At 36.3% G+C, this 19,266-nt stretch carries 20 protein-coding genes and 1 other annotated feature (1 of these 21 cut by a window edge); all 20 genes read left to right on the top strand.

Features of this window, described 5'->3' with window-relative positions:
- Positions 1 to 2 precede the first annotated feature (2 nt).
- The gene (locus tag E2636_RS10525; RefSeq protein WP_456093934.1) at positions 3 to 2,198 is read left to right on the top strand and encodes a penicillin-binding protein; all 2,196 of its coding nucleotides are present in this window, start codon (positions 3 to 5) and stop codon (positions 2,196 to 2,198) included.
- A 57-nt stretch (positions 2,199 to 2,255) separates the two neighbouring features.
- Positions 2,256 to 4,175 carry a penicillin-binding transpeptidase domain-containing protein gene (locus tag E2636_RS10520; protein WP_134210150.1) on the top strand — a complete coding sequence of 640 codons (1,920 nt, stop codon included), beginning with the start codon at positions 2,256 to 2,258 and terminating at the stop codon, positions 4,173 to 4,175.
- A gap of 42 nt (positions 4,176 to 4,217) precedes the next feature.
- Positions 4,218 to 5,189, top strand: coding sequence for a phospho-N-acetylmuramoyl-pentapeptide-transferase (gene mraY, locus E2636_RS10515; protein ID WP_134210149.1), 972 nt, complete (start codon positions 4,218 to 4,220; stop codon positions 5,187 to 5,189).
- Complete coding sequence (gene murD / locus E2636_RS10510; RefSeq protein WP_134210148.1) at positions 5,190 to 6,542, top strand: UDP-N-acetylmuramoyl-L-alanine--D-glutamate ligase; 1,353 nt, start codon at positions 5,190 to 5,192, stop codon at positions 6,540 to 6,542.
- Between the two features lie 20 nt (positions 6,543 to 6,562).
- Complete coding sequence (gene ftsW, locus E2636_RS10505) at positions 6,563 to 7,648, top strand: putative lipid II flippase FtsW (RefSeq protein ID WP_134210147.1); 1,086 nt, start codon at positions 6,563 to 6,565, stop codon at positions 7,646 to 7,648.
- Between the two features lie 21 nt (positions 7,649 to 7,669).
- Complete coding sequence (locus E2636_RS10500) at positions 7,670 to 8,458, top strand: cell division protein FtsQ/DivIB (protein ID WP_134210146.1); 789 nt, start codon at positions 7,670 to 7,672, stop codon at positions 8,456 to 8,458.
- Positions 8,439 to 9,155, top strand: a complete 717-nt coding sequence (locus E2636_RS10495) for a DUF881 domain-containing protein (RefSeq protein WP_134210145.1) — start codon at positions 8,439 to 8,441, stop codon at positions 9,153 to 9,155. Before E2636_RS10500 ends, E2636_RS10495 begins: the two co-directional genes overlap by 20 nt.
- A gap of 166 nt (positions 9,156 to 9,321) precedes the next feature.
- Complete coding sequence (locus E2636_RS10490) at positions 9,322 to 10,041, top strand: DUF881 domain-containing protein (RefSeq protein WP_134210144.1); 720 nt, start codon at positions 9,322 to 9,324, stop codon at positions 10,039 to 10,041.
- A gap of 3 nt (positions 10,042 to 10,044) precedes the next feature.
- Positions 10,045 to 10,401 (top strand): small basic family protein, encoded by a 357-nt coding sequence (locus E2636_RS10485; RefSeq protein WP_017380781.1) that lies wholly within the window; start codon positions 10,045 to 10,047, stop codon positions 10,399 to 10,401.
- A gap of 111 nt (positions 10,402 to 10,512) precedes the next feature.
- Positions 10,513 to 11,799, top strand: a complete 1,287-nt coding sequence (gene ftsA, locus E2636_RS10480) for a cell division protein FtsA (RefSeq protein ID WP_134210143.1) — start codon at positions 10,513 to 10,515, stop codon at positions 11,797 to 11,799.
- Positions 11,800 to 11,838: 39 nt separating this feature from the next.
- Positions 11,839 to 13,014, top strand: a complete 1,176-nt coding sequence (gene ftsZ, locus E2636_RS10475) for a cell division protein FtsZ (RefSeq protein WP_134210142.1) — start codon at positions 11,839 to 11,841, stop codon at positions 13,012 to 13,014.
- Between the two features lie 198 nt (positions 13,015 to 13,212).
- Positions 13,213 to 14,043 (top strand): sigma-E processing peptidase SpoIIGA, encoded by an 831-nt coding sequence (locus E2636_RS10470; protein WP_134210141.1) that lies wholly within the window; start codon positions 13,213 to 13,215, stop codon positions 14,041 to 14,043.
- A 17-nt stretch (positions 14,044 to 14,060) separates the two neighbouring features.
- On the top strand, positions 14,061 to 14,768 hold the full coding sequence (sigE, locus tag E2636_RS10465) for an RNA polymerase sporulation sigma factor SigE (RefSeq protein WP_134210140.1): 708 nt from the start codon (positions 14,061 to 14,063) through the stop codon (positions 14,766 to 14,768).
- 94 nt (positions 14,769 to 14,862) lie between these two features.
- Positions 14,863 to 15,651, top strand: a complete 789-nt coding sequence (gene sigG / locus E2636_RS10460; RefSeq protein ID WP_208324065.1) for an RNA polymerase sporulation sigma factor SigG — start codon at positions 14,863 to 14,865, stop codon at positions 15,649 to 15,651.
- Positions 15,652 to 15,779: 128 nt separating this feature from the next.
- The gene (locus E2636_RS10455; RefSeq protein WP_017380787.1) at positions 15,780 to 16,034 is read left to right on the top strand and encodes a PRC-barrel domain-containing protein; all 255 of its coding nucleotides are present in this window, start codon (positions 15,780 to 15,782) and stop codon (positions 16,032 to 16,034) included.
- A gap of 67 nt (positions 16,035 to 16,101) precedes the next feature.
- Positions 16,102 to 16,791 (top strand): YggS family pyridoxal phosphate-dependent enzyme, encoded by a 690-nt coding sequence (locus E2636_RS10450; RefSeq protein WP_134210139.1) that lies wholly within the window; start codon positions 16,102 to 16,104, stop codon positions 16,789 to 16,791.
- A complete protein-coding gene (locus tag E2636_RS10445) occupies positions 16,788 to 17,264 on the top strand; it encodes a cell division protein SepF (RefSeq protein WP_134210138.1) in 477 nt (158 codons plus the stop codon). Before E2636_RS10450 ends, E2636_RS10445 begins: the two co-directional genes overlap by 4 nt.
- Positions 17,265 to 17,284: 20 nt before the next feature.
- Positions 17,285 to 17,545, top strand: a complete 261-nt coding sequence (locus tag E2636_RS10440) for a YggT family protein (RefSeq protein WP_017380790.1) — start codon at positions 17,285 to 17,287, stop codon at positions 17,543 to 17,545.
- 54 nt (positions 17,546 to 17,599) lie between these two features.
- Positions 17,600 to 18,388 (top strand): YlmH family RNA-binding protein, encoded by a 789-nt coding sequence (locus tag E2636_RS10435; protein ID WP_134210137.1) that lies wholly within the window; start codon positions 17,600 to 17,602, stop codon positions 18,386 to 18,388.
- Positions 18,389 to 18,485: 97 nt separating this feature from the next.
- Complete coding sequence (locus E2636_RS10430) at positions 18,486 to 18,998, top strand: DivIVA domain-containing protein (protein ID WP_134210136.1); 513 nt, start codon at positions 18,486 to 18,488, stop codon at positions 18,996 to 18,998.
- Positions 18,999 to 19,057: 59 nt separating this feature from the next.
- Positions 19,058 to 19,266, top strand: a binding site (T-box leader) (it continues 15 nt past the right edge of the window).

Here is a 19,266-nt window from a genome sequence, read left to right as displayed (position 1 = left end):
AAATGAAATTTAGATTTCAATGGGGAGCCTTTCTGATGTTTTTGTTCTACGGAGGGCTCTTTTTTTTATTGTTGTCACGGATAATTTTTATCCAAGTCACGGGAGAAGCAGATGGCCAAGCACTAGCTGCTAAGGCTGCCGCTAAATATGAAAGAGAACAAATAATTAATGCAAGTCGCGGGAAAATTGTGGATAGAAATAATGAAGTAATCGCTGAAGACACATTAAGTTATCGTTTAGTAGCTGTTATAAGTCCGAAAGCTACTACAAATGCAAAGAAACCAAAACATGTAAATGATGTGGATAAAACAGCTGATGTACTAGCTAAATACTTACCAATATCCAAAGAGAAATTAGTGGAACGCTTATCTAAAGAAGGCCCTTACCAAGTAGAATTTGGTTCTAGCGGTCGTGATATTAGTCATAAAGTCATGACGGAAATTTCGGAGCAGAATTTACCTGGAATTGTCTTTGTAAGAGATTTAAAACGTTTTTACCCAAATGGTATATTTGCTTCTCACTTAATTGGATTTGCTGTAAAAGAGGAACAAGAAGATTTATCATTTAAAACTAATGGGAAAATGGGAATTGAATCGATTTATAATAAACAACTAACAGGGAAAAACGGCAAAGTGCAATATGATAGTGATTTGTGGGGGTATTTGTTACCGAACTCAGAAAAGATGGTAACACCTGCACAAGATGGCTACAATATTCATGTCACACTTGATAAAAAAGTGCAGAACTTTTTAGAAGATGCAATGAGTCGGGTGGAAGAAGAATACCAACCAGAAAAAATGCTCGCAATAGTAGCTGACCCAAAAACTGGTGAAATATTAGGTATGAGTCAGCGTCCGTCCTTTGACCCAGAAACACGTGAAGGTTTGACGACAAACTGGTTAAACGAGTCAATCGAAAATACGATTGAACCTGGATCTACTATGAAAGCTTTTACTGTAGCTGCAGCAATTGAAGAAGGAAAATGGGAACCGAATGCTTGGTACAAATCTGGTCAATATAAAATGTATGACCGAATTATCCGTGATCATAATCGTGTGGGATGGGGATCAATTACTTATTTAGAAGGATTCCAACGTTCATCAAACGTGGCGATGGCCTATTTACTAGAACGTTTAGGAGGCGAAACGTTTGTAGAATATGTGAAGAAATTTGGTTTTGGGGAACAAACAGGTATTGACCTACCTAACGAAGCTTCAGGGAAAATCATTGAAGATAATCCTATCAGCCGTTTAACAACCACATACGGACAAGGGTCTACTGTTACACCGATGCAAATAATTCAGGCTACAACAGCAATTGCCAATGATGGTATTATGATGCAACCTTATGTTATTGATAAAGTGGTAAATCCTCTGACTAAAGAAGTAGTCAGTAATCATAAAGCAATTGAAGCAGGCAAGCCTATATCTGCTGCAACCGCAAAACAAGTTCGAGAGCTATTAGCTTCAACTGTTACGTCTGAAAATGGAACTGCTAAAAGGTTTGAACTGAGTGATTATTCAGTTGCAGGTAAAACCGGTACTGCTCAACAACCAGATGGTAAAGGGAACTATTTATCGGGTACAAATAGTTACTTGTATTCATTTATTGGAATGGCCCCTGCTGAAGACCCTCAACTTGTTGTCTACATTGCAGTGAGCAAACCTAAACTAGAAGTGAATGAAGTTGGTTCTATGCCTGTATCGGAGATTTTTAGATCCGTTACAGAAAATAGTTTAAAGTACATGAATATTAAACCTGAAGAAGTAAAATCTATCCCTACTGTTACTGTTCCAGAAGTTAAGGGGAAAGATGTTACCGTTGCCCAAAATCAAATGGTTGAACAAAAAATAAATCCAGTTTTAATTGGTGAAACTGGCAAAGTAAAAGAACAATTCCCTGCTTCAGGTACTGAAACTCTTCCTGGAAGTCTAGTTATGTTAAAAACTAATGGTCCTATAACGATTCCTGATTTTACAAATTGGTCAAAACGACATGTTTTAGTTTATCAAGTGTTATCTGGACTAAACATTGAAGTGATCGGAGATGGGTATGTTGTAAGTCAAAGTGTCACTAAAGGGACAGTGTCAAAAGAACAAACACCAATTGTTATTAAATTACAAACGCCAGAAGAAACCAATAATAATGTCCAAAAAGAAACAGAAGAAGATGAAGAACAAACACCTTCTGAAGATTAAACAGTGAATAGGCACTCCTTTTCTATCATACGCTGATATAAAACAAGGTGTGGATATATGAAGGCAGGAGTGCCTCATCAATTGAAAATTAGAGTTCGGACAATGGTTTTATTATTTTTTTGCTTAAGTGTCGCGTCAGTAGGGAAACTAATTGTTATGCAGTTTTTTCAGTATGAATGGCTCACGCAAAAAGCAGAAGAGAATTGGGATCGAGAAATACCTTTTTCACAAACCAGAGGGAACATTCGAGATCGTGATGGCGAATTGATTGTTGGGAGTAAGCTTGCCCCGACACTTTATTTTATGCCTGCTCAAAACGAAGATGTTGAAAGTGCTGCAACCAAACTAAGCGTGGCTTTAAATATCGATGAAAAAAAGCTAATCGAGCAAATGAGTAAAAAAACATTTTTAATCAAATTGGCACCTGAAGGCAAGAACATTGAACTTGGAAAAGCGCTTGAAGTACAATCAATGCAAATTCCTGGCTTATATGCAGGTGTTGATTATGTGCGTGATTATCCACATGATGATTTATTGTCACGTCTTATTGGGTTTACTGGATATGATCATCAAGGCTTAGCAGGAATTGAATTTCAATATAATAAATACTTGACATCGAAACAATCGACATTACGTTTATTTACTGATGCTAAAGGGAATTCATTGCCTCATGTGAATGACGGATGGGGCAAAGGGACTGATGGTGCGACAGTAGATTTAACGATTGACTTAGATATTCAAGAGGTTGTTGAACGTGTCCTTTCCCAAGCCATGGTAAAGTATGATGCAGACCAAGCTATGGGAATAGCTATGAACCCGAAAACGGGTGAGATTCTATCTATAGCATCTTTTCCTACTTTTCATCCCTTGCAATATGCTAAAGTAAGTCCGAGCGTTTATAATCAAAACTTGCCAGTGTCTATGACATTTGAGCCGGGTTCAACATTTAAAATTATTACACTTGCCGCTGCGCTTGAAGAAGGAAAAGTGGATTTGAAAAAGGATTCATTCTACGACCCTGGTTATGCAATGGTAGAGGGTACAAGATTACGTTGTTGGAAACGACAAGGACATGGAGAGCAATCCTTTTTAGAAGTGGTTGAAAACTCATGCAATCCAGGTTTTATTGAACTAGGTCAACGTGTTGGTCGGGAGAAGCTGTCGAAATATATACGTGATTTCGGTTTTGGGCAAAAAACAGGATCATCTATTGCTGGAGAGTCCACAGGTATTTTGTTCTCTGAAGAAGCCTATGGACCAGTTGAACATGCGACTACCTCATTCGGTCAAGGAATATCGACGACCCCAATTCAACAAGTTCAAGCCGTTTCAGCAGCTGTCAATGGTGGAACTTTGTTTCAACCATATGTAGTGAAAAGGATTTATAATGAACAAACGAACGAAGTAATAAAAGAAAATAAACCAACTAAAGTACGACAAGTTATATCAGAAGATACATCAAAAAAAGTTCGGGAAGCATTAGAATCTGTTGTGGCAAATGGTTCAGGACGTAATGCTTTTCGTGATACAATGAGGATTGGCGGAAAAACAGGTACCGCACAGAAGGCTGTTAATGGTCGGTACGTTGAAGGACAGTACATTGTATCGTTTATTGGATTCGCGCCTGCTAACGACCCTGAAATAGTCGTTTATGTAGCTATAGACAACCCAAAACATATTGTACAATTTGGCGGAGTTATTGCAGCACCTATTGTAGGGGAAATTCTTGAAGATAGCGCGCCTTTTATTGGATTTAATTACAACAAAGATCAAATCCAAAAAGAGTATAGATGGGGAGATTCTATAGAACGAAGAGTTCCTGAACTCGTCGGGCAAGAGAAAAGCAAAATTGTGATGATAGAAGAGCCCTTTAAAATTGAATGGCATGGTACAGGGACAAAAATTGTATCCCAAATACCCAAAGCAGAAAGTTTACTGTCTATAGACGGTACAATTCATTTATACTTAGGTGAATAATAGAAATTAAGAATACAATCGTTTATTTTAAGGAGATTACACATGACACTCGTAACAACATTTATGATTGTAGGAATCGGCTTTTTACTTACGGTTCTTTTAACCCCACTTTTTATTCAGGTAATCAAACGGATGAAATTTGGTCAAAGTATCCGCGAAGAAGGTCCACAATCTCATATGAAAAAAGCAGGTACTCCTACTATGGGTGGATTTGTCTTTATTATCTCTATAGTCTTAACAACACTAGGAGTTGCCTTTTATTTAGAAATGTTAACCACACAAACGATTGTTTTAGTTTTAGTGTTTGTTGGATTTGGTCTTATTGGGTTTTTAGATGACTTTATTAAAGTAGCCCTAAAACGAAATTTAGGATTGACTTCACTACAAAAATTAATCGGGCAAATTGTGATAGCTATTGCTTCTTTTATGTTACTTATACAAGGACCATTTGAAACGACAGTTAGTGTACCTTTTACTGACTGGTCGATTGATCTTGGGATAGCGTATATTGCTTTTATGATTTTTTGGCTTGTTGGATTTTCAAATGCTGTGAATCTAACGGATGGTCTAGATGGTCTTGTTTCTGGTACAGCATCAATTGCATTTACTACATTAGGCGTTTTAGCCTTAATCTATCAACAACAAGATATTGCTATATTTGCTTTTGCTGTGACAGGAGCACTTCTTGGGTTCCTAATATTTAATGCAAATCCGGCAAAAATATTTATGGGTGATACAGGTTCACTTGCTCTCGGTGGTGCCCTTGCAATGGGTTCTATTTTAGTTAAACAAGAGCTGTTGCTGGTGATCATTGGTGTGGTTTTTGTTGTCGAAACGTTATCGGTTATCATACAAGTTATCAGCTTTAAAACAACAGGCAAACGAATTTTCAAAATGAGTCCTATCCATCATCATTTTGAATTGTCAGGTTGGTCTGAATGGAAAATAGTTGTTGTCTTTTGGTCAACTTCTTTCCTAGCAGCTTTTATCGTAGTTATGCTGGAGGTATTATAAATGAATAACATTTCTGAATTCACATCAAAAAAAGTACTTGTGTTAGGACTTGCAAAGAGTGGTGTTGCGGCAGCAGAACTGCTTCATAAATTAGGCGCATTTGTTACAGTTAATGATGCAAAGCCCTTTGATGAAAGTCCGGACGCGCAGAACTTATTAAGTAAGGGCATTACGGTTATTTGTGGAAGACATCCAGAGGATTTACTTGACGAAGGATTTGAATATGTAATTAAAAATCCAGGTATTCCTTATAATAATCCTATTGTTAGTGATGCTATATTGCGGGGGATTCCTGTATGGACAGAAATGGAATTAGCTTACTTGATTAGTGAAGCTCCATTTATTGGGATAACAGGTTCGAATGGTAAAACAACCACTACGACTTTGCTATTCCACATGTTAAATCAAGGTGGTCAAAAACCTTTAATTGCTGGGAATATAGGAACAGTTGCTTGTAAAGTTGCTGAAGATGCCCAAGCTGATCACGTGATTGTAACAGAACTTTCATCATTTCAGTTGATGGGAATTAATAAATTCCAACCGAAAATTTCGATTCTAATTAATTTGTATGAATCCCATTTGGATTACCATGGTACGTTTGAAAATTATGCGGATGCAAAATTTGCGGTAACTAAAAATCAGACGAATGAAGACTTATTTATTTATAACGCCGATCAACCTGCTGTTGTTAAATATGCAGAACTCACAAAGGCAAAACTTTTGCCATTTACAACTAAAGGTAGAAGAGCAGAAGGAATAAGTGCAGACGCCACAACTATTTATTGGCTGGGTGAACCTTATTTAGAGAGAAAATCGATTGCATTACCTGGAGAGCATAATCTTGAAAATATACTAACTGCTGTTGCGACTTCTATTTTAATGGGTTGTCCAAAAGAAACAATTCAGCATGTCTTGACGTCCTTTACAGGAGTGAAACATCGTACACAATTCGTACGTGAGTGGAAGAAACGTAAATTCTACAATGATTCAAAAGCAACAAACACGTTAGCAACCAAAAGTGCGCTAGCGGCATTTGAACAGCCTGTAATCTTAATAGCTGGTGGTTTAGAGCGAGGACATTCATTTGAAGAAATGCGACCTTATATGGAGCATGTGAAAGCTTTAGTTTCATTTGGAGAAACAAGTAGTCGTCTCGTTGAATTTGCAGCATCCTGCGGTGTAGATTATTTGAAAAAAGTAGATGATATAGAACAAGCAGTGAAGGTGGCAACAGCTATATCAGAACCTAATGATATTATTTTACTATCACCTGCTTGTGCGAGTTGGGATCAGTATGCAAACTTCGAGTTGCGAGGAAACGATTTTATCAAAGCTGTTTTTCAAATTAAATAATATAAATACCAGATGAAAGGATGCCAAAACTGCAGAAAAAACCTACACATATTTTTCTGTTTACGAGTTTACTATTAACCGTTATTGGTTATTGTTTTGTTTATTCTGCCGGTTCCTACTGGGGGAAAGTCCATTACGAAGATAGCCTACCATTCTTCTGGAAACAATTTTTTTACGGGACTTTAGGGATGTTATGTGCGTGGATAATTTTGAAAGCCAATTTTATAAATAATCATAAATTTTGGTTAAGTGCTTATATTTTATCCATAATTTTATTGTTTGCTGTTTATATCCCAGGTCTTGGTGTAGTTCGAAATGGTTCGCAGAGCTGGATTCAAATAGCTGGTTTTAGTTTGCAACCTGCTGAATTCGTGAAAATTTCAGTCATAGGATTTTTGGCATGTATTCTAGCAAAAGGGACAAAGCTCCAGACTAAGTCCTTTGTAGGACCGTTACTTATTTGTCTAGTTCCAGCTGGTATCATTTTAGTGCAACCTGATTTTGGAACTGCTTTTTTATTAATAGTAGGTGGATTTTCTCTTTTATTTATTGCTGGTTTGCCCATGCGCTTCTTTGTTAGTATTGGGGTAATTGGTGTTCTGGGAATTGTTGGTTTAATCGCATCAGCACCCTATCGATTGCAGCGAATATATGCATTTCTTGATCCTTGGGCAGATCCGTTAAACAGTGGATTTCAAGGCATTCAATCCCTTCTAGCTATTGGTCCATCAGGTTTGTTTGGGCATGGATTTGGTAACAGTAGGCAAAAGTTTTTATATTTACCTGAACCTCAAAATGATTTTATCTTCTCTATAATTGTAGAGGAAATGGGATTTTTTGGTGCCTTAATTCTTATTAGTTTGTTTATACTTTTCTTATACACAGGTTACCGTTTAGCTATTCTTGCGCCTACAAAAGTTGGTTTTTTTGCAATAGCAGGACTTCAGTCCATGATTGGCTTCCAGATATTTTTAAATATTGGTGTTGTCGTTGGGTTATTTCCTGTGACAGGAGTGACTTTGCCTTTTATAAGTTATGGTGGTTCTTCACTATTGTCAACTTGGCTAATAGTAGGACTCATTCTTCGTTTTTCAAAAGACATATAGAGTATGAAAGGAGTGAATAACGTGGATAAGATTATCGATATTGAAGACCGAATACCAACGCTTAGGGAGCGGCGGAAAAAGAGAACAAATCGCAAGTTCACGTTATTACTCGTTATTTTCTTGCTAACTTTACTTGGTCTCCTCTATTTTCAATCTCCGTATAGTCATGTACAAAAGATAGTTGTTATTGGAGCAGATTTAGCGTCCAGTGATGATTATATCGAACAAAGTGGTATACAAAATGGACAATCAATGTGGGAAGTTAGGACAAGCAACTCGGAAAAACAATTACAAAAAAACGAGTGGATACAAGATGTGAGAGTCAAACGAAGTGGATTCACTTCCGTAACTATAGTTGTGAAAGAATGGAAAAAATCAGCGTATATTCAATCAGAATCTGGTTATGATATCGTGCTTGAGAATGGTTCAGTGTTTCAATCTGATCAGACAATTGCACCGCTGGATGCACCTTTATTAAGTGATTTTGAGAATCAAAAAATCACAATGCGCATGGTAAAAGAACTTGCCAAAGTAAAAGGTGAAGTATTATCCATGATATCTCAAATTGAATCTACTCCTTCAGAAGTAGATCCTTATCGCATTAGACTATTTATGAACGATGGAAATGAAGTAAGAGCCGTTATTTCGTCATTTGCTGATAAAATGAACTATTACCCGTCAATAATTGCACAAATTGGTAAAACTGAAAAAGGTGTCATAGATATTGAAGTGGGTTCATTTTTCCAAACATATTTAGATGTGTATAATCCGCAAGCTAAGGAGGAGGAAATTGAAGAAACTCCAGAATAAACAAACTCGATCACTTGTCAACAAACGTATTATTTTTTCCTTAGTTTGTTTAGTTTTAGGTTTTATTTTAGCTTATTCATATAGTTTATCTAGCAGCAAGAAGCTAAGTGGAGTATCTGACAGTAGCAAGTACTTTGAAAAAGAGGAAAGCTATCGCGAAGATCTAATTCACCAAAAAGAACGTAATAAAGAATTGGAGAATGAACTAGTAACGAGACAACTTGAAGTAAGAGAAATTGAAAAGTCTCTTTCGGGTAGTGAAGAACAATATGAGAGTTTAGTTGGTGAGGCTGAAGATTTACGACTATTGATGGGCATGCTTCCGGCTACAGGTGAAGGTGTAAAAGTGCAGCTTCAAGATGCAGAATATAATCCAGCATCAGTTAATCCGAATGACTATATCGTCCACGAAAGTCATGTCTTTCAAGTGTTAAATGAATTGAAAATATCAGGAGCAGAAGCGATCACTATTAATGGTCAACGACTTCATGCAAATTCGTATATTAAATGTAACGGCCCTGTTATTACTGTAGATGGACAACAATTTCCAGCACCATTCATTATCGAAGCAATCGGTGATCCATCAGTTTTAGTACCATCACTCCAACTTACAGGTGGAGTATTAGACCAATTAGTTAATGATAATATTGTAGTAACAATTGAAAAAAAATCAAAAGTACAAATGCCCGCGTTATAACATTGAAAGGCGTAAAGCGCCATCTAGCTCTACCCCGGCGCTGGAAGAACCGATACGAAAGCTACTTTCGTCTGAGGTTCTGAAGCTTAGGGGTGGGGTGGCGCTTGGAACTAGACATATTCAATAGCAGTTACAAAGTTGGCACTTGGAAGGAAGGAGCGGCTCAATGAAACTAGGTGTTTATGCCCGCTTCACGTTTATCTTATTAATTGTTGGCTTTATGATTGCTGTTCAGTACAATACTGTACAAAAACCTGAATCACGAGATACTCGTGATATTTGGGAAATCAGGCAAGAACTTTCAACTGAAAAAAAGTTGCACTCTGAGTTGCTGTCTAAAATTCGTGACATTAACGAAATGATTACGAAATACGACAACTTACAATCTGAAAGTCCTGCACGAGCATTAAATGATACACTGGCAACATTAAGAGAAAAAGCTGGGTTAACCGAAGTGACTGGTCCGGGGTTAGAGTTAATCATTGAACCATCGTTAGAAGCAGTCGCATTTGGTCAAAGTGTAACGAGTATTTCACCAGATTTGCTTGTTCGTTTATTAAATGAAATTAATCGCTTCAATGGACACTATGTTTCAATTGATGGCAAACGAATTATCCAATCTTCGCCAATTCGAGATATCAATGGAGAAACAACTGTCAATAGTGTTAACGTGCAAACGCCACCTTTTAAGATTCTAATCGGAACAGACAGCTCAGAAGACGCAGAGAAACTTTACAATCATTTGCAATCTTCTATGATTATGGATGACTTTTTTATTGATAATTTATACTTAACGATAGGTGAACCACAAAATCAAATTAAAATTCCAGCATTCGATCAAACTTTTAAAAATAATTACTTAAAAAATACATCGGAAGGGGACTAACTTATGTGGCTACCATTACTTGGCTTAATCTTGGGGATATCACTTGGATTACTGACTGATATTCAAATCCCTTCTGTGTATGAAAACTATCTATCTATTGCGGTCCTAGCAGCACTAGACACTTTGTTTGGAGGGATACGCGCTCAACTACAACATGTTTATGACGATAAAGTATTTGTTTCGGGATTTTTCTTTAATATTGCACTTGCAGCAGGACTAGCTTTTCTTGGTGTTCACTTAGGTGTTGACTTGTATTTAGCCGCAATTTTTGCATTCGGTGTACGTCTATTCCAAAATATTGCAGTTATTAGACGGATCTTGTTAACAAAATGGACGGAAAGAAAAGGGACTATTGACTAAAAAACAGTCGAATAGAAGGAAAATTTACAACTTTTAATGATTTTACTTAGACAAGCTTGATAGAATGCAATAGAATGATGATTAAAGAGTTGTTGAAGGAGGTGCCTCGGATTGAATCAGACAGAATTATATGTTTCTCTTGATATTGGTTCTTCATCAGTTAAAGTCCTTATCGGAGAAATGGCGAACGGAACCTTAAATGTGATTGGCGTAGGAAATGTGAAGTCAAATGGGATTCGTAAAGGTGCAATTGTTGATATAGATGCAACCGTGCAGTCAATAAAAAAAGCTATTGATCAAGCTGAACGAATGATCGGAATGTCTATAAACGAAGTAGTATTAGGAATACCTGCTAATCAAGCCATGTTGCAACATGTAAAAGGCGTGGTGGCAGTAAATAGTGAGAATCGTGAAATTACCGATGAAGATTTAGAAAGAGTAATAGATTCAGCTCAAGTAATGTCAATTCCACCCGAAAGAGAATTAGTTAATCTGGTGCCAAAACAATTTATTGTGGATCACTTAGATGAAATTAAAGATCCACGTGGCATGATTGGTATCCGCTTAGAGATGGATGGAACGATGTTGACGACATCAAAAACAATCTTACATAATGTTTTGCGTTGTGTTGAGCGGGCAGGTCTTCAAATTCGTGAAATTTATATGCAACCTCTCGCTTCTGGATATTTTGCCTTATCAGAAGATGAAAAAAATCATGGTACTGCATTTATTGATATTGGTGGAGGATCAACAACAATTGGTATTTTCCAAGACGGTCATTTAACAAATATTTCCGTGTTGCCTGTCGGCGGAGATCATTTGACCAAAGACTTATCTATTGTCTTGAAAACACCAACAGAGCAAGCTGAAAAAATTAAACATCAATATGGACATGCCTTTTACGACGATGCATCTGACGATGAATTGTTTGAAGTTCCTGTAATTGGTGCAGATATAAAAGAACAATATAGTCAGAGATATATATCTGAAATTATAGGTGTTCGTTTAGAAGAGTTGTTTGAATTAGTATTAGAAGAATTCTATCGCATGGGCATTCAAGATTTACCTGGTGGAGTAGTTATTACTGGTGGAGTTGCAAAATTAGAGGGACTTTCACAATTAGCTCGCCATATTTTACAAACTCGTGTAAGACTTTACACTCCGGAGTATATAGGTGTACGTGAGCCTGGATACGCGACAGCGGTTGGCTTAATACGTTACGCTCATAAGGAAGATCAATTCTTTAACCGATTAGGTGGGAATGCGCTTGGTCAATCAAAAAAAGCTGAACAAAGTACAGCAACACCTAAAAAACAAAAGCAAAGTAATCCAAAAGATGAAGACAAAGAAAGTGTAATGGGGAAAGCTCGAAAGTTCATCGATAAGTTTTTTGAATAATACATGTAATGACTATTTGTGATTTAAGGAGGAAATGCGATGTTAGAGTTTGATACAAGTTTAGATCAACTTGCCGTTATCAAAGTAATTGGTGTCGGTGGTGGCGGAAATAACGCTGTGAACCGTATGATTGAACACGGCGTAAAAGGTGTAGAATTTATTGCAGTAAATACAGATGCACAAGCATTGAATTTATCAAAATCACCAGTGAAGTTACAAATTGGTGCAAAATTAACACGTGGACTTGGGGCTGGAGCAAATCCTGAGGTTGGTAAAAAAGCAGCTGAAGAAAGTAAAGAACAAATTGAAGAAGCTTTACGAGGAGCTGACATGGTATTTGTGACTGCTGGTATGGGTGGTGGAACTGGAACTGGCGCTGCACCTGTGATCGCTCAAATCGCACGTGAGATTGGTGCTTTAACAGTTGGTGTAGTTACCCGTCCATTCACTTTTGAAGGTCGTAAACGCTCGACCCAAGCAATGACTGGTATCACAGCTATGAAAGAAGCAATTGATACATTAATCGTCATTCCAAATGATCGATTACTTGAAATTGTCGATAAAAATACGCCTATGTTAGAAGCATTCCGCGAAGCGGATAATGTACTTCGTCAAGGTGTTCAAGGTATTTCAGATTTAATTGCAGTTCCTGGACTAATTAACTTAGACTTTGCTGATGTGAAAACAATCATGTCAAACAAAGGGTCAGCACTTATGGGTATTGGTATTTCAACTGGTGAAAACCGAGCTGCTGAAGCTGCGAAAAAAGCTATTTCAAGTCCACTTCTTGAAACGTCAATTGACGGAGCAAAAGGGGTCTTAATGAATATCACTGGTGGGTCAAACTTAAGTTTATTTGAAGTTCAAGAAGCTGCTGACATTGTTGCTTCAGCATCTGATGAAGATGTAAACATGATTTTTGGTTCTGTAATAAATGATAATTTAAAAGATGAAATTATTGTGACAGTAATTGCCACTGGTTTCAACGATGTTGTACCCACTCCACGTCCTACTCGAAGTAGCGGATTTGGTGCAGGTCGTTCTCAACAAGCGGCACCACAGCAACAACAACAAGCACCAACTCGTGAATCAAGACGTGAAGAAGCTCCTTCATATCAACAACCAGAACCAACTCGAAGAGAGCAACAAACTCCACAACATGAGGAAACATTAGATATCCCTACGTTCTTACGTAATCGTCAAAAAAGGAACTAGTTCATAACAGTGTAGTAGACGATTTTAGCTCTGCTCTAACACTGGAAAGTGAACGTGAATTGCATTAATAAGCCCATTTCTAGTAGCTCAAACGCTACAAGAGATGGGCTTTTTTGTCGTAGATTTTTTCAATAATGATACAAGAAATGACAGGTTTTGCATTGGATAAGTGTTACCGTAATTATAGGAGGTGAGAAAATGTATGCTGAAGTTTTGATTTCGATTAATACTTTGATTAATTTTTCATTGCTTTCTTTTTCAAACAAAATGGGTTCATTTCACCAAAAATCTTGGCGTTTATGGATCAGTGCATTTTTAGGTGGAGTAAGTATCGTCCTGTTTGGAGGGAGTTTCTTTTCAATTGTAGTTACATTTATTTTTATGACAACAATTGCATTTGGGTTGAATCGATCAAATTGGTTACTTGCAGCCGCAAACATATTGATTGGTGCTTTGTTTGCCGGTGGTCTATTAACAGTAATTCAACCGCTCTTAGCAAATGCCAGTTGGTATGTATTCGTAGTGATTGCCGGAAGTGTTTTAGTTTTTAGTTTATCAGGGGTTAAAAAGAATTGGTTTCGTATTAATTTAACCGCAATTAAAGATTCTTATATGGGTCAAGTGACGATTAGCTTATTTCAAAAAGAATTTCAACTTACCTCATACTCGGACACTGGAAACCTTTGCATTGAACCATTATCCGGTAAACCTGTTCACTTTATATCTGCTGAAAAAATGAAATCTTTCATCCCTTTAGAATTATGGAATTATTTACATTCGTTTGAAGGGAATTCAACTGAAGAGTTTCAAGATATTCCATTGCCATTTCGGTCTCAATTACGCTTAATAAGACTTCAAACTGTCCAAAAACAGTCAACTTGGGCGATTGGTATTAAAGTGGATCATATTCGGTTAAAAACAACTACTGAGCATTCCTTGGGGCCATGTTATGTTGTTCTTACAAAAAACAGCACACATTTTCCACACCAATCAGACGTAATTTTGCATGCTTCAACATTATTCAGCTAATCAGGGGGGCGATTGTTTTGTTAATCAGAATTTGGCACAAACTTATTGGACTGTGGAGTAAATGGCGCAGCAAAGGAACATATTATATTGGTGGTAGTGAATCATTACCACATCCGATGAATCGTGAAGAAGAAGCAAAAACGATTGAAGCATTTATGAATGGTAATTTAATTGCTCGTGATACATTGATAGAACGTAATTTGAGGCTTGTTGTATATATTGCAAGACGTTTTGATAACACTGGAACAAATATTGAAGATTTAATTAGTATTGGTTCAATTGGTTTAATCAAAGCGATTGAAACTTTTAACCCAGAGAAAAAGATTAAACTCGCTACGTATGCTTCACGCTGTATTGAAAATGAAATTTTGATGCATCTTCGAAAAACGAGCCGCTTGAAATCAGAAGTATCTTTTGATGAACCATTGAATTCAGATGCTGATGGTAATGAATTACTACTGTCTGATATTTTAGGGACAGATGAACATATAATTACGGAGGATGTAGAGAAAAAAATCGAACGACAATTTATGTTTTCAGCTATTAATTTATTAGAAAAACGTGAAAAATACATTATGGAGTGTCGTTTTGGTTTAAACGGTCAAGAAGAAATGACTCAAAAAGAAGTAGCAGATATGCTTGGTATTTCACAATCGTATATATCTCGTTTAGAAAAGAAAATAATACATGACTTACGATTAGAGCTGAACCAACCGACTTCATAATGGATGAAATTGGAGTTATAAAACTACGCATACTTTCCTTCGAGCCGGACACACTTAAAAGTATCACAGTGTAGAACAGTTCGGAGGAAAAGGTATGATACGAACAAAAGTAGAATTATGTGGTGTGGATACATCAAAGCTACCTGTTTTATCAAACGAAGTGATGACACAAACCTTTATACGATTGCAAAGTGGTGATGAATTTGCAAAAGATGAACTAGTAATGGGGAATTTACGATTAGTCCTTAGTTTAGTTCAACGATTTGCTTATAGAGGAGAACAAGCAGACGACTTATTTCAGGTAGGGTGTATAGGCTTAATAAAATCAATTGAAAACTTTGATTTAAAACACAATGTAAGGTTTTCCACGTATGCAGTCCCGATGATTATCGGGGAAATCAAAAGACATTTACGTGATCATCATCCAGTTCGTGTATCGAGATCTTTGCGTGATATTGCCTATAAGTCGATGAGAGCAAAAGAACAGTTTATTACAGAAAATTTACATGAACCAACTTTACAACAACTTTCAGTGTTAACCGAAATACCTCGTGAAGATATCTTATTTGCTTTAGATGCAATTCAAGAGCCTATCTCATTGCAAGAACCAATATATCATGACGGTGGAGATCCAGTTTTCATGCTTGATCAGTTACGAGATGAGCAAGTATCCGAAGAAAGCTGGTCGAGTTATGTATTTATTAAAGAAAGTATAAGTAAGTTAGATATTCGTGAACAAAAAATATTGGCTAAGCGTTATTATTACGGAGAGACTCAAACTGAAATTGCTAAAGAATTGGGTATTTCACAAGCACAAATTTCTAGACTTGAGAAGCATGCGATTCGTGTCATTCAAGAACAATACAATATTGATTCACATTAAGAGAATCACCGCTCTAAGTGCGAATATGTAGCTAGTAAAAAATAATACAAAAAAAGCTTTTATTCCTTTTAAGAATAAAAGCTTTTTTTCATTTATGAAACATAAACTGTATAAAAGGAGAATAATCAATGAAATTTACCGATATCCAACAAAAAGAATTTATTGAAGCGAGTGATGGAAAAATGCTCGGTTATGTTAATGATGCACGAATATCAAAAGAAAAAGGAGTAATAGAATCTTTTTTCCTAGCAGAACCTAAAAAAATGTTAGAATTATTTTCTGGAAATCGTCCAACTACTGTAATCAGATTATCAGATATTAAAGTCATTGGAAAAGATGTAGTTATCGTACAATCTAGAGGCTCAGAACCGGATAAAAATTGAATATTTAACGCTTGATTGGTACAATATAGAGACAACATCGATACTTAAAAGTTAGGAACTCTTAAAAATGCGAATTGATCATAAACTTCAACAAATACAAAATCAAATTTACCAAGCATGCACACGAGTCAATCGTTCTATTTCGGATGTTCATATTGTAGCAGTTACAAAGTCTGTATCAATTGAACGTACTGAAGAAGCATTACAAGCTGGTCTAAATCATCTTGGTGAAAATCGACCAGAAGGCTTACTAACTAAACAAGCAGTAATTACAACAGCTGCACGTTGGCATTATATCGGTTCTTTACAAACACGAAAAGTGAAACAAGTTATTAATAGTATATCTGTATTGCATTCACTTGACCGACTAAGTTTAGCTGACGAGATTCAAAAAAGAGCGGATCACACAATTGATTGCTTCGTTCAAGTCAATGTTTCAAGAGAAGAAGCGAAACATGGCATAGAGTTAAAAGATGTACAATCATTTATTGAATCGTTAAATGAACATGATCGAATACGAGTTATCGGCTTAATGACGATGGCACCGCACACTGCAAACGACGAAGTCATTCGTTCTTTGTTTAAATCATTAAAAGACATGCAGTTAAAAATTGCTAGCAACAATTATCCGTATGCTCCGTGTACAGAATTGTCTATGGGTATGTCAAATGACTTTGAAATCGCAATAGAAGAAGGTGCAACATATGTGCGAATTGGTACAGCACTAGTCGGAGACGAAAGTGAGGATGTTATATGAGTATGAAAAATAAATTTAAAAACTTTTTTTACTTGGAAGAAGAAGATGAAAATGAAGCTCCAAAAACAAATAACCGCAAAAATGAATTTCAACAAATGTCTCAACCTACAATTCGTAAAACTGTAAAAGAAAGAAGAGGAGTTCAAATAGAATCAAACTCAACTTCAAATTCATCAAATCTAGTAAGTCTACAAAACTTACAAAAATCTTCAAAAGTAATATTAGTTGAACCTCGTGTTTATGCAGAAGCGCAAGATATTTCAGAGCATTTAAAAAACAAGCGGGCTGTTGTCGTAAATTTACAACGTATTGAAAAAGATCAAGGAATCCGAATTGTGGATTTTTTAAGTGGAACCGTGTATGCTTTAGGCGGAGATATTCAACGTATTGGCACGGATATTTTCTTATGTGCACCTGATACTGTCGAAGTAGATGGAGCGATTTCGGACTATTTTTATGATGATATACAATAATTGAGGTGTAACTAATTCATATGGATTTAATTATCAACATTATTTATCAAGCAATTGGACTATATTCGATTTTACTCATTATCTATATTTTTATGTCATGGGTACCGAGTATAAAAGAATCGAGTATTGGTAGCCTTTTTGAAAAAATTTGCGAACCATATTTAGAACCATTCAGACGCTTTATCCCACCACTTGGTATGATTGATTTATCCCCACTTGTGGGTATACTGGTTTTAAGATTAGCCCAGTCAGGATTGCTTTCACTAACATCTTATATATAAAATCTAGTCTCACATTTGTGGGACTTTTTTTAACATTGAAAGGAAGAACAACAGATGGAACAAGTATTCCAACATTTTCGCAAAGATGAACAACCATTTATTGAGCAAGTTAGTGGGTGGGTTCGAGAAACCCAAGATCGCTATGCTCCGAAATTGACCGATTTTTTAGATCCAAGACAACAATATATTGCTAATTCTTTAATTGGACAAAATGACGAGGTTTTAACTTCCGTCTTTGGTGAATTTTCTGAAGCCGAACGAAAACGCATGCTTATATCACCATCTTACTTTGTTGCAACTAACGAAGACTATGGCATAACTATGTTTTCAATTAAATACCCATCAAAATTCATTAAACTAGAGCACCCAGATGTATTAGGTACACTCATGTCACTAGGACTTGATCGTTCAAAATTTGGTGATATTCGTGTAAATGATGATCGGATTGAATTTGCTGTAGCATCAGAAGTAGCGGATTTTGTTAGCATGCATATTACTTCGATTGGTAAATCTAAAGTAAAAGTGGAAGAATTGCCGCTTGATCATCCATATATAGAAAATAGTGATGTGTGGGTAGAAGAAACTCATACTGTGAGTTCGATGAGAATTGATACCATAATAGCTTCATTATTTAATGTCTCTAGACAAAAAGCCTCGATGCTAATTCATAGTGGTAAAGTAAAAGTGAATTGGTCCGTCCGCGAACAACCATCATTTGAGCTGCATGAATCAGATCTATTATCTATTAGAGGATATGGACGAATTAAAATTGGTTTAATTGAAGGACGCACAAAAAAAGATAAAATTCGACTTCAAATTAGTCGAATCGAGCCAAAATCGTGAAAATAATTCAAGAAATTCGAATTATTGCTGTAAACGATGACAATGAAAGGTATAATAGTTTGAAACGATGTAAGTAATAAAGGGGAGATTTTTTACAATGCCACTTTCACCACTAGATATATATAACAAAGAGTTTGGTCGTGGATTCCGAGGTTACAGCGAAGACGAGGTTAACGAGTTTTTGGAACAAGTGACAAAAGATTTCGAACTTTTGATAAAAGATAAACAAGAATTAGAAGAGAAACTGAAAACATCAACTGAACGTATAGGCCATTTCACTACTATTGAAATGACACTACAAAAGTCAATTGTTATTGCTCAAGAAGCTGCGGAAGAATTACGTAGAAACTCTCAAAAAGAAGCAAAATTGATAGTCAAAGAAGCAGAGAAAAATGCTGATCGTATTGTCAATGAATCTTTGACGAAAGCACGTCGAATTGCGCTTGAAATTGAAGACTTGAAAAAACAATCAAAAGTATTCCGCAACCGTTTTAAAATGTTGGTGGAAGCACAACTTGATTTAATCAACACTGATGACTGGGACCATTTGATGCAATATGAAATAGATACTACTGAATTAGAAGGATTAAATTCAAAACAAGAGGATTAAGCATTACTTGACGATTTCGGAATCATTCCCTATAATATTTACATATTGCAATAATATTTGATAAAACGCTGAAAGAGACAGTATTTTGTAGGCATAGTTTAGCGATTCGAGGATGGTGAAAGCTCGAACACTTTGCAAACAAAAGAAAATCACTCTTGAGTTAAATCACTGAACTAGGTTTTGTAGGTGATTTCGGTTTCGCACCGTTAATGTGATCTAAGCTGGCAATCAAAAAATGTTGCCATTAGGGTGGTACAGCGAGTCTAAA

Origin of the sequence: Paenisporosarcina antarctica (genome assembly GCF_004367585.1) — a bacterium.
GTDB lineage: Bacteria > Bacillota > Bacilli > Bacillales_A > Planococcaceae > Paenisporosarcina > Paenisporosarcina antarctica.
This window is presented reverse-complemented; position numbering and strand designations above follow the sequence as displayed.

What these genes read in the sequence shown, in the direction of transcription:
- mraY (WP_134210149.1), top strand. Translation starts at nt 4,218, where the DNA reads ATGACACTCGTAACAACATTTATGATTGTAGGAATCGGCTTTTTACTT.
- E2636_RS10435 (WP_134210137.1), top strand. Translation starts at nt 17,600, where the DNA reads ATGGAACAAGTATTCCAACATTTTCGCAAAGATGAACAACCATTTATT.
- E2636_RS10450 (WP_134210139.1), top strand. Translation starts at nt 16,102, where the DNA reads ATGCGAATTGATCATAAACTTCAACAAATACAAAATCAAATTTACCAA.
- E2636_RS10470 (WP_134210141.1), top strand. Translation starts at nt 13,213, where the DNA reads ATGTATGCTGAAGTTTTGATTTCGATTAATACTTTGATTAATTTTTCA.
- E2636_RS10485 (WP_017380781.1), top strand. Translation starts at nt 10,045, where the DNA reads ATGTGGCTACCATTACTTGGCTTAATCTTGGGGATATCACTTGGATTA.
- E2636_RS10430 (WP_134210136.1), top strand. Translation starts at nt 18,486, where the DNA reads ATGCCACTTTCACCACTAGATATATATAACAAAGAGTTTGGTCGTGGA.
- ftsZ (WP_134210142.1), top strand. Translation starts at nt 11,839, where the DNA reads ATGTTAGAGTTTGATACAAGTTTAGATCAACTTGCCGTTATCAAAGTA.
- E2636_RS10525 (WP_456093934.1), top strand. Translation starts at nt 3, where the DNA reads ATGAAATTTAGATTTCAATGGGGAGCCTTTCTGATGTTTTTGTTCTAC.
- E2636_RS10445 (WP_134210138.1), top strand. Translation starts at nt 16,788, where the DNA reads ATGAGTATGAAAAATAAATTTAAAAACTTTTTTTACTTGGAAGAAGAA.
- E2636_RS10455 (WP_017380787.1), top strand. Translation starts at nt 15,780, where the DNA reads ATGAAATTTACCGATATCCAACAAAAAGAATTTATTGAAGCGAGTGAT.
- E2636_RS10520 (WP_134210150.1), top strand. Translation starts at nt 2,256, where the DNA reads ATGAAGGCAGGAGTGCCTCATCAATTGAAAATTAGAGTTCGGACAATG.
- sigG (WP_208324065.1), top strand. Translation starts at nt 14,863, where the DNA reads ATGATACGAACAAAAGTAGAATTATGTGGTGTGGATACATCAAAGCTA.
- murD (WP_134210148.1), top strand. Translation starts at nt 5,190, where the DNA reads ATGAATAACATTTCTGAATTCACATCAAAAAAAGTACTTGTGTTAGGA.
- E2636_RS10490 (WP_134210144.1), top strand. Translation starts at nt 9,322, where the DNA reads ATGAAACTAGGTGTTTATGCCCGCTTCACGTTTATCTTATTAATTGTT.
- ftsW (WP_134210147.1), top strand. Translation starts at nt 6,563, where the DNA reads ATGCCAAAACTGCAGAAAAAACCTACACATATTTTTCTGTTTACGAGT.
- E2636_RS10440 (WP_017380790.1), top strand. Translation starts at nt 17,285, where the DNA reads ATGGATTTAATTATCAACATTATTTATCAAGCAATTGGACTATATTCG.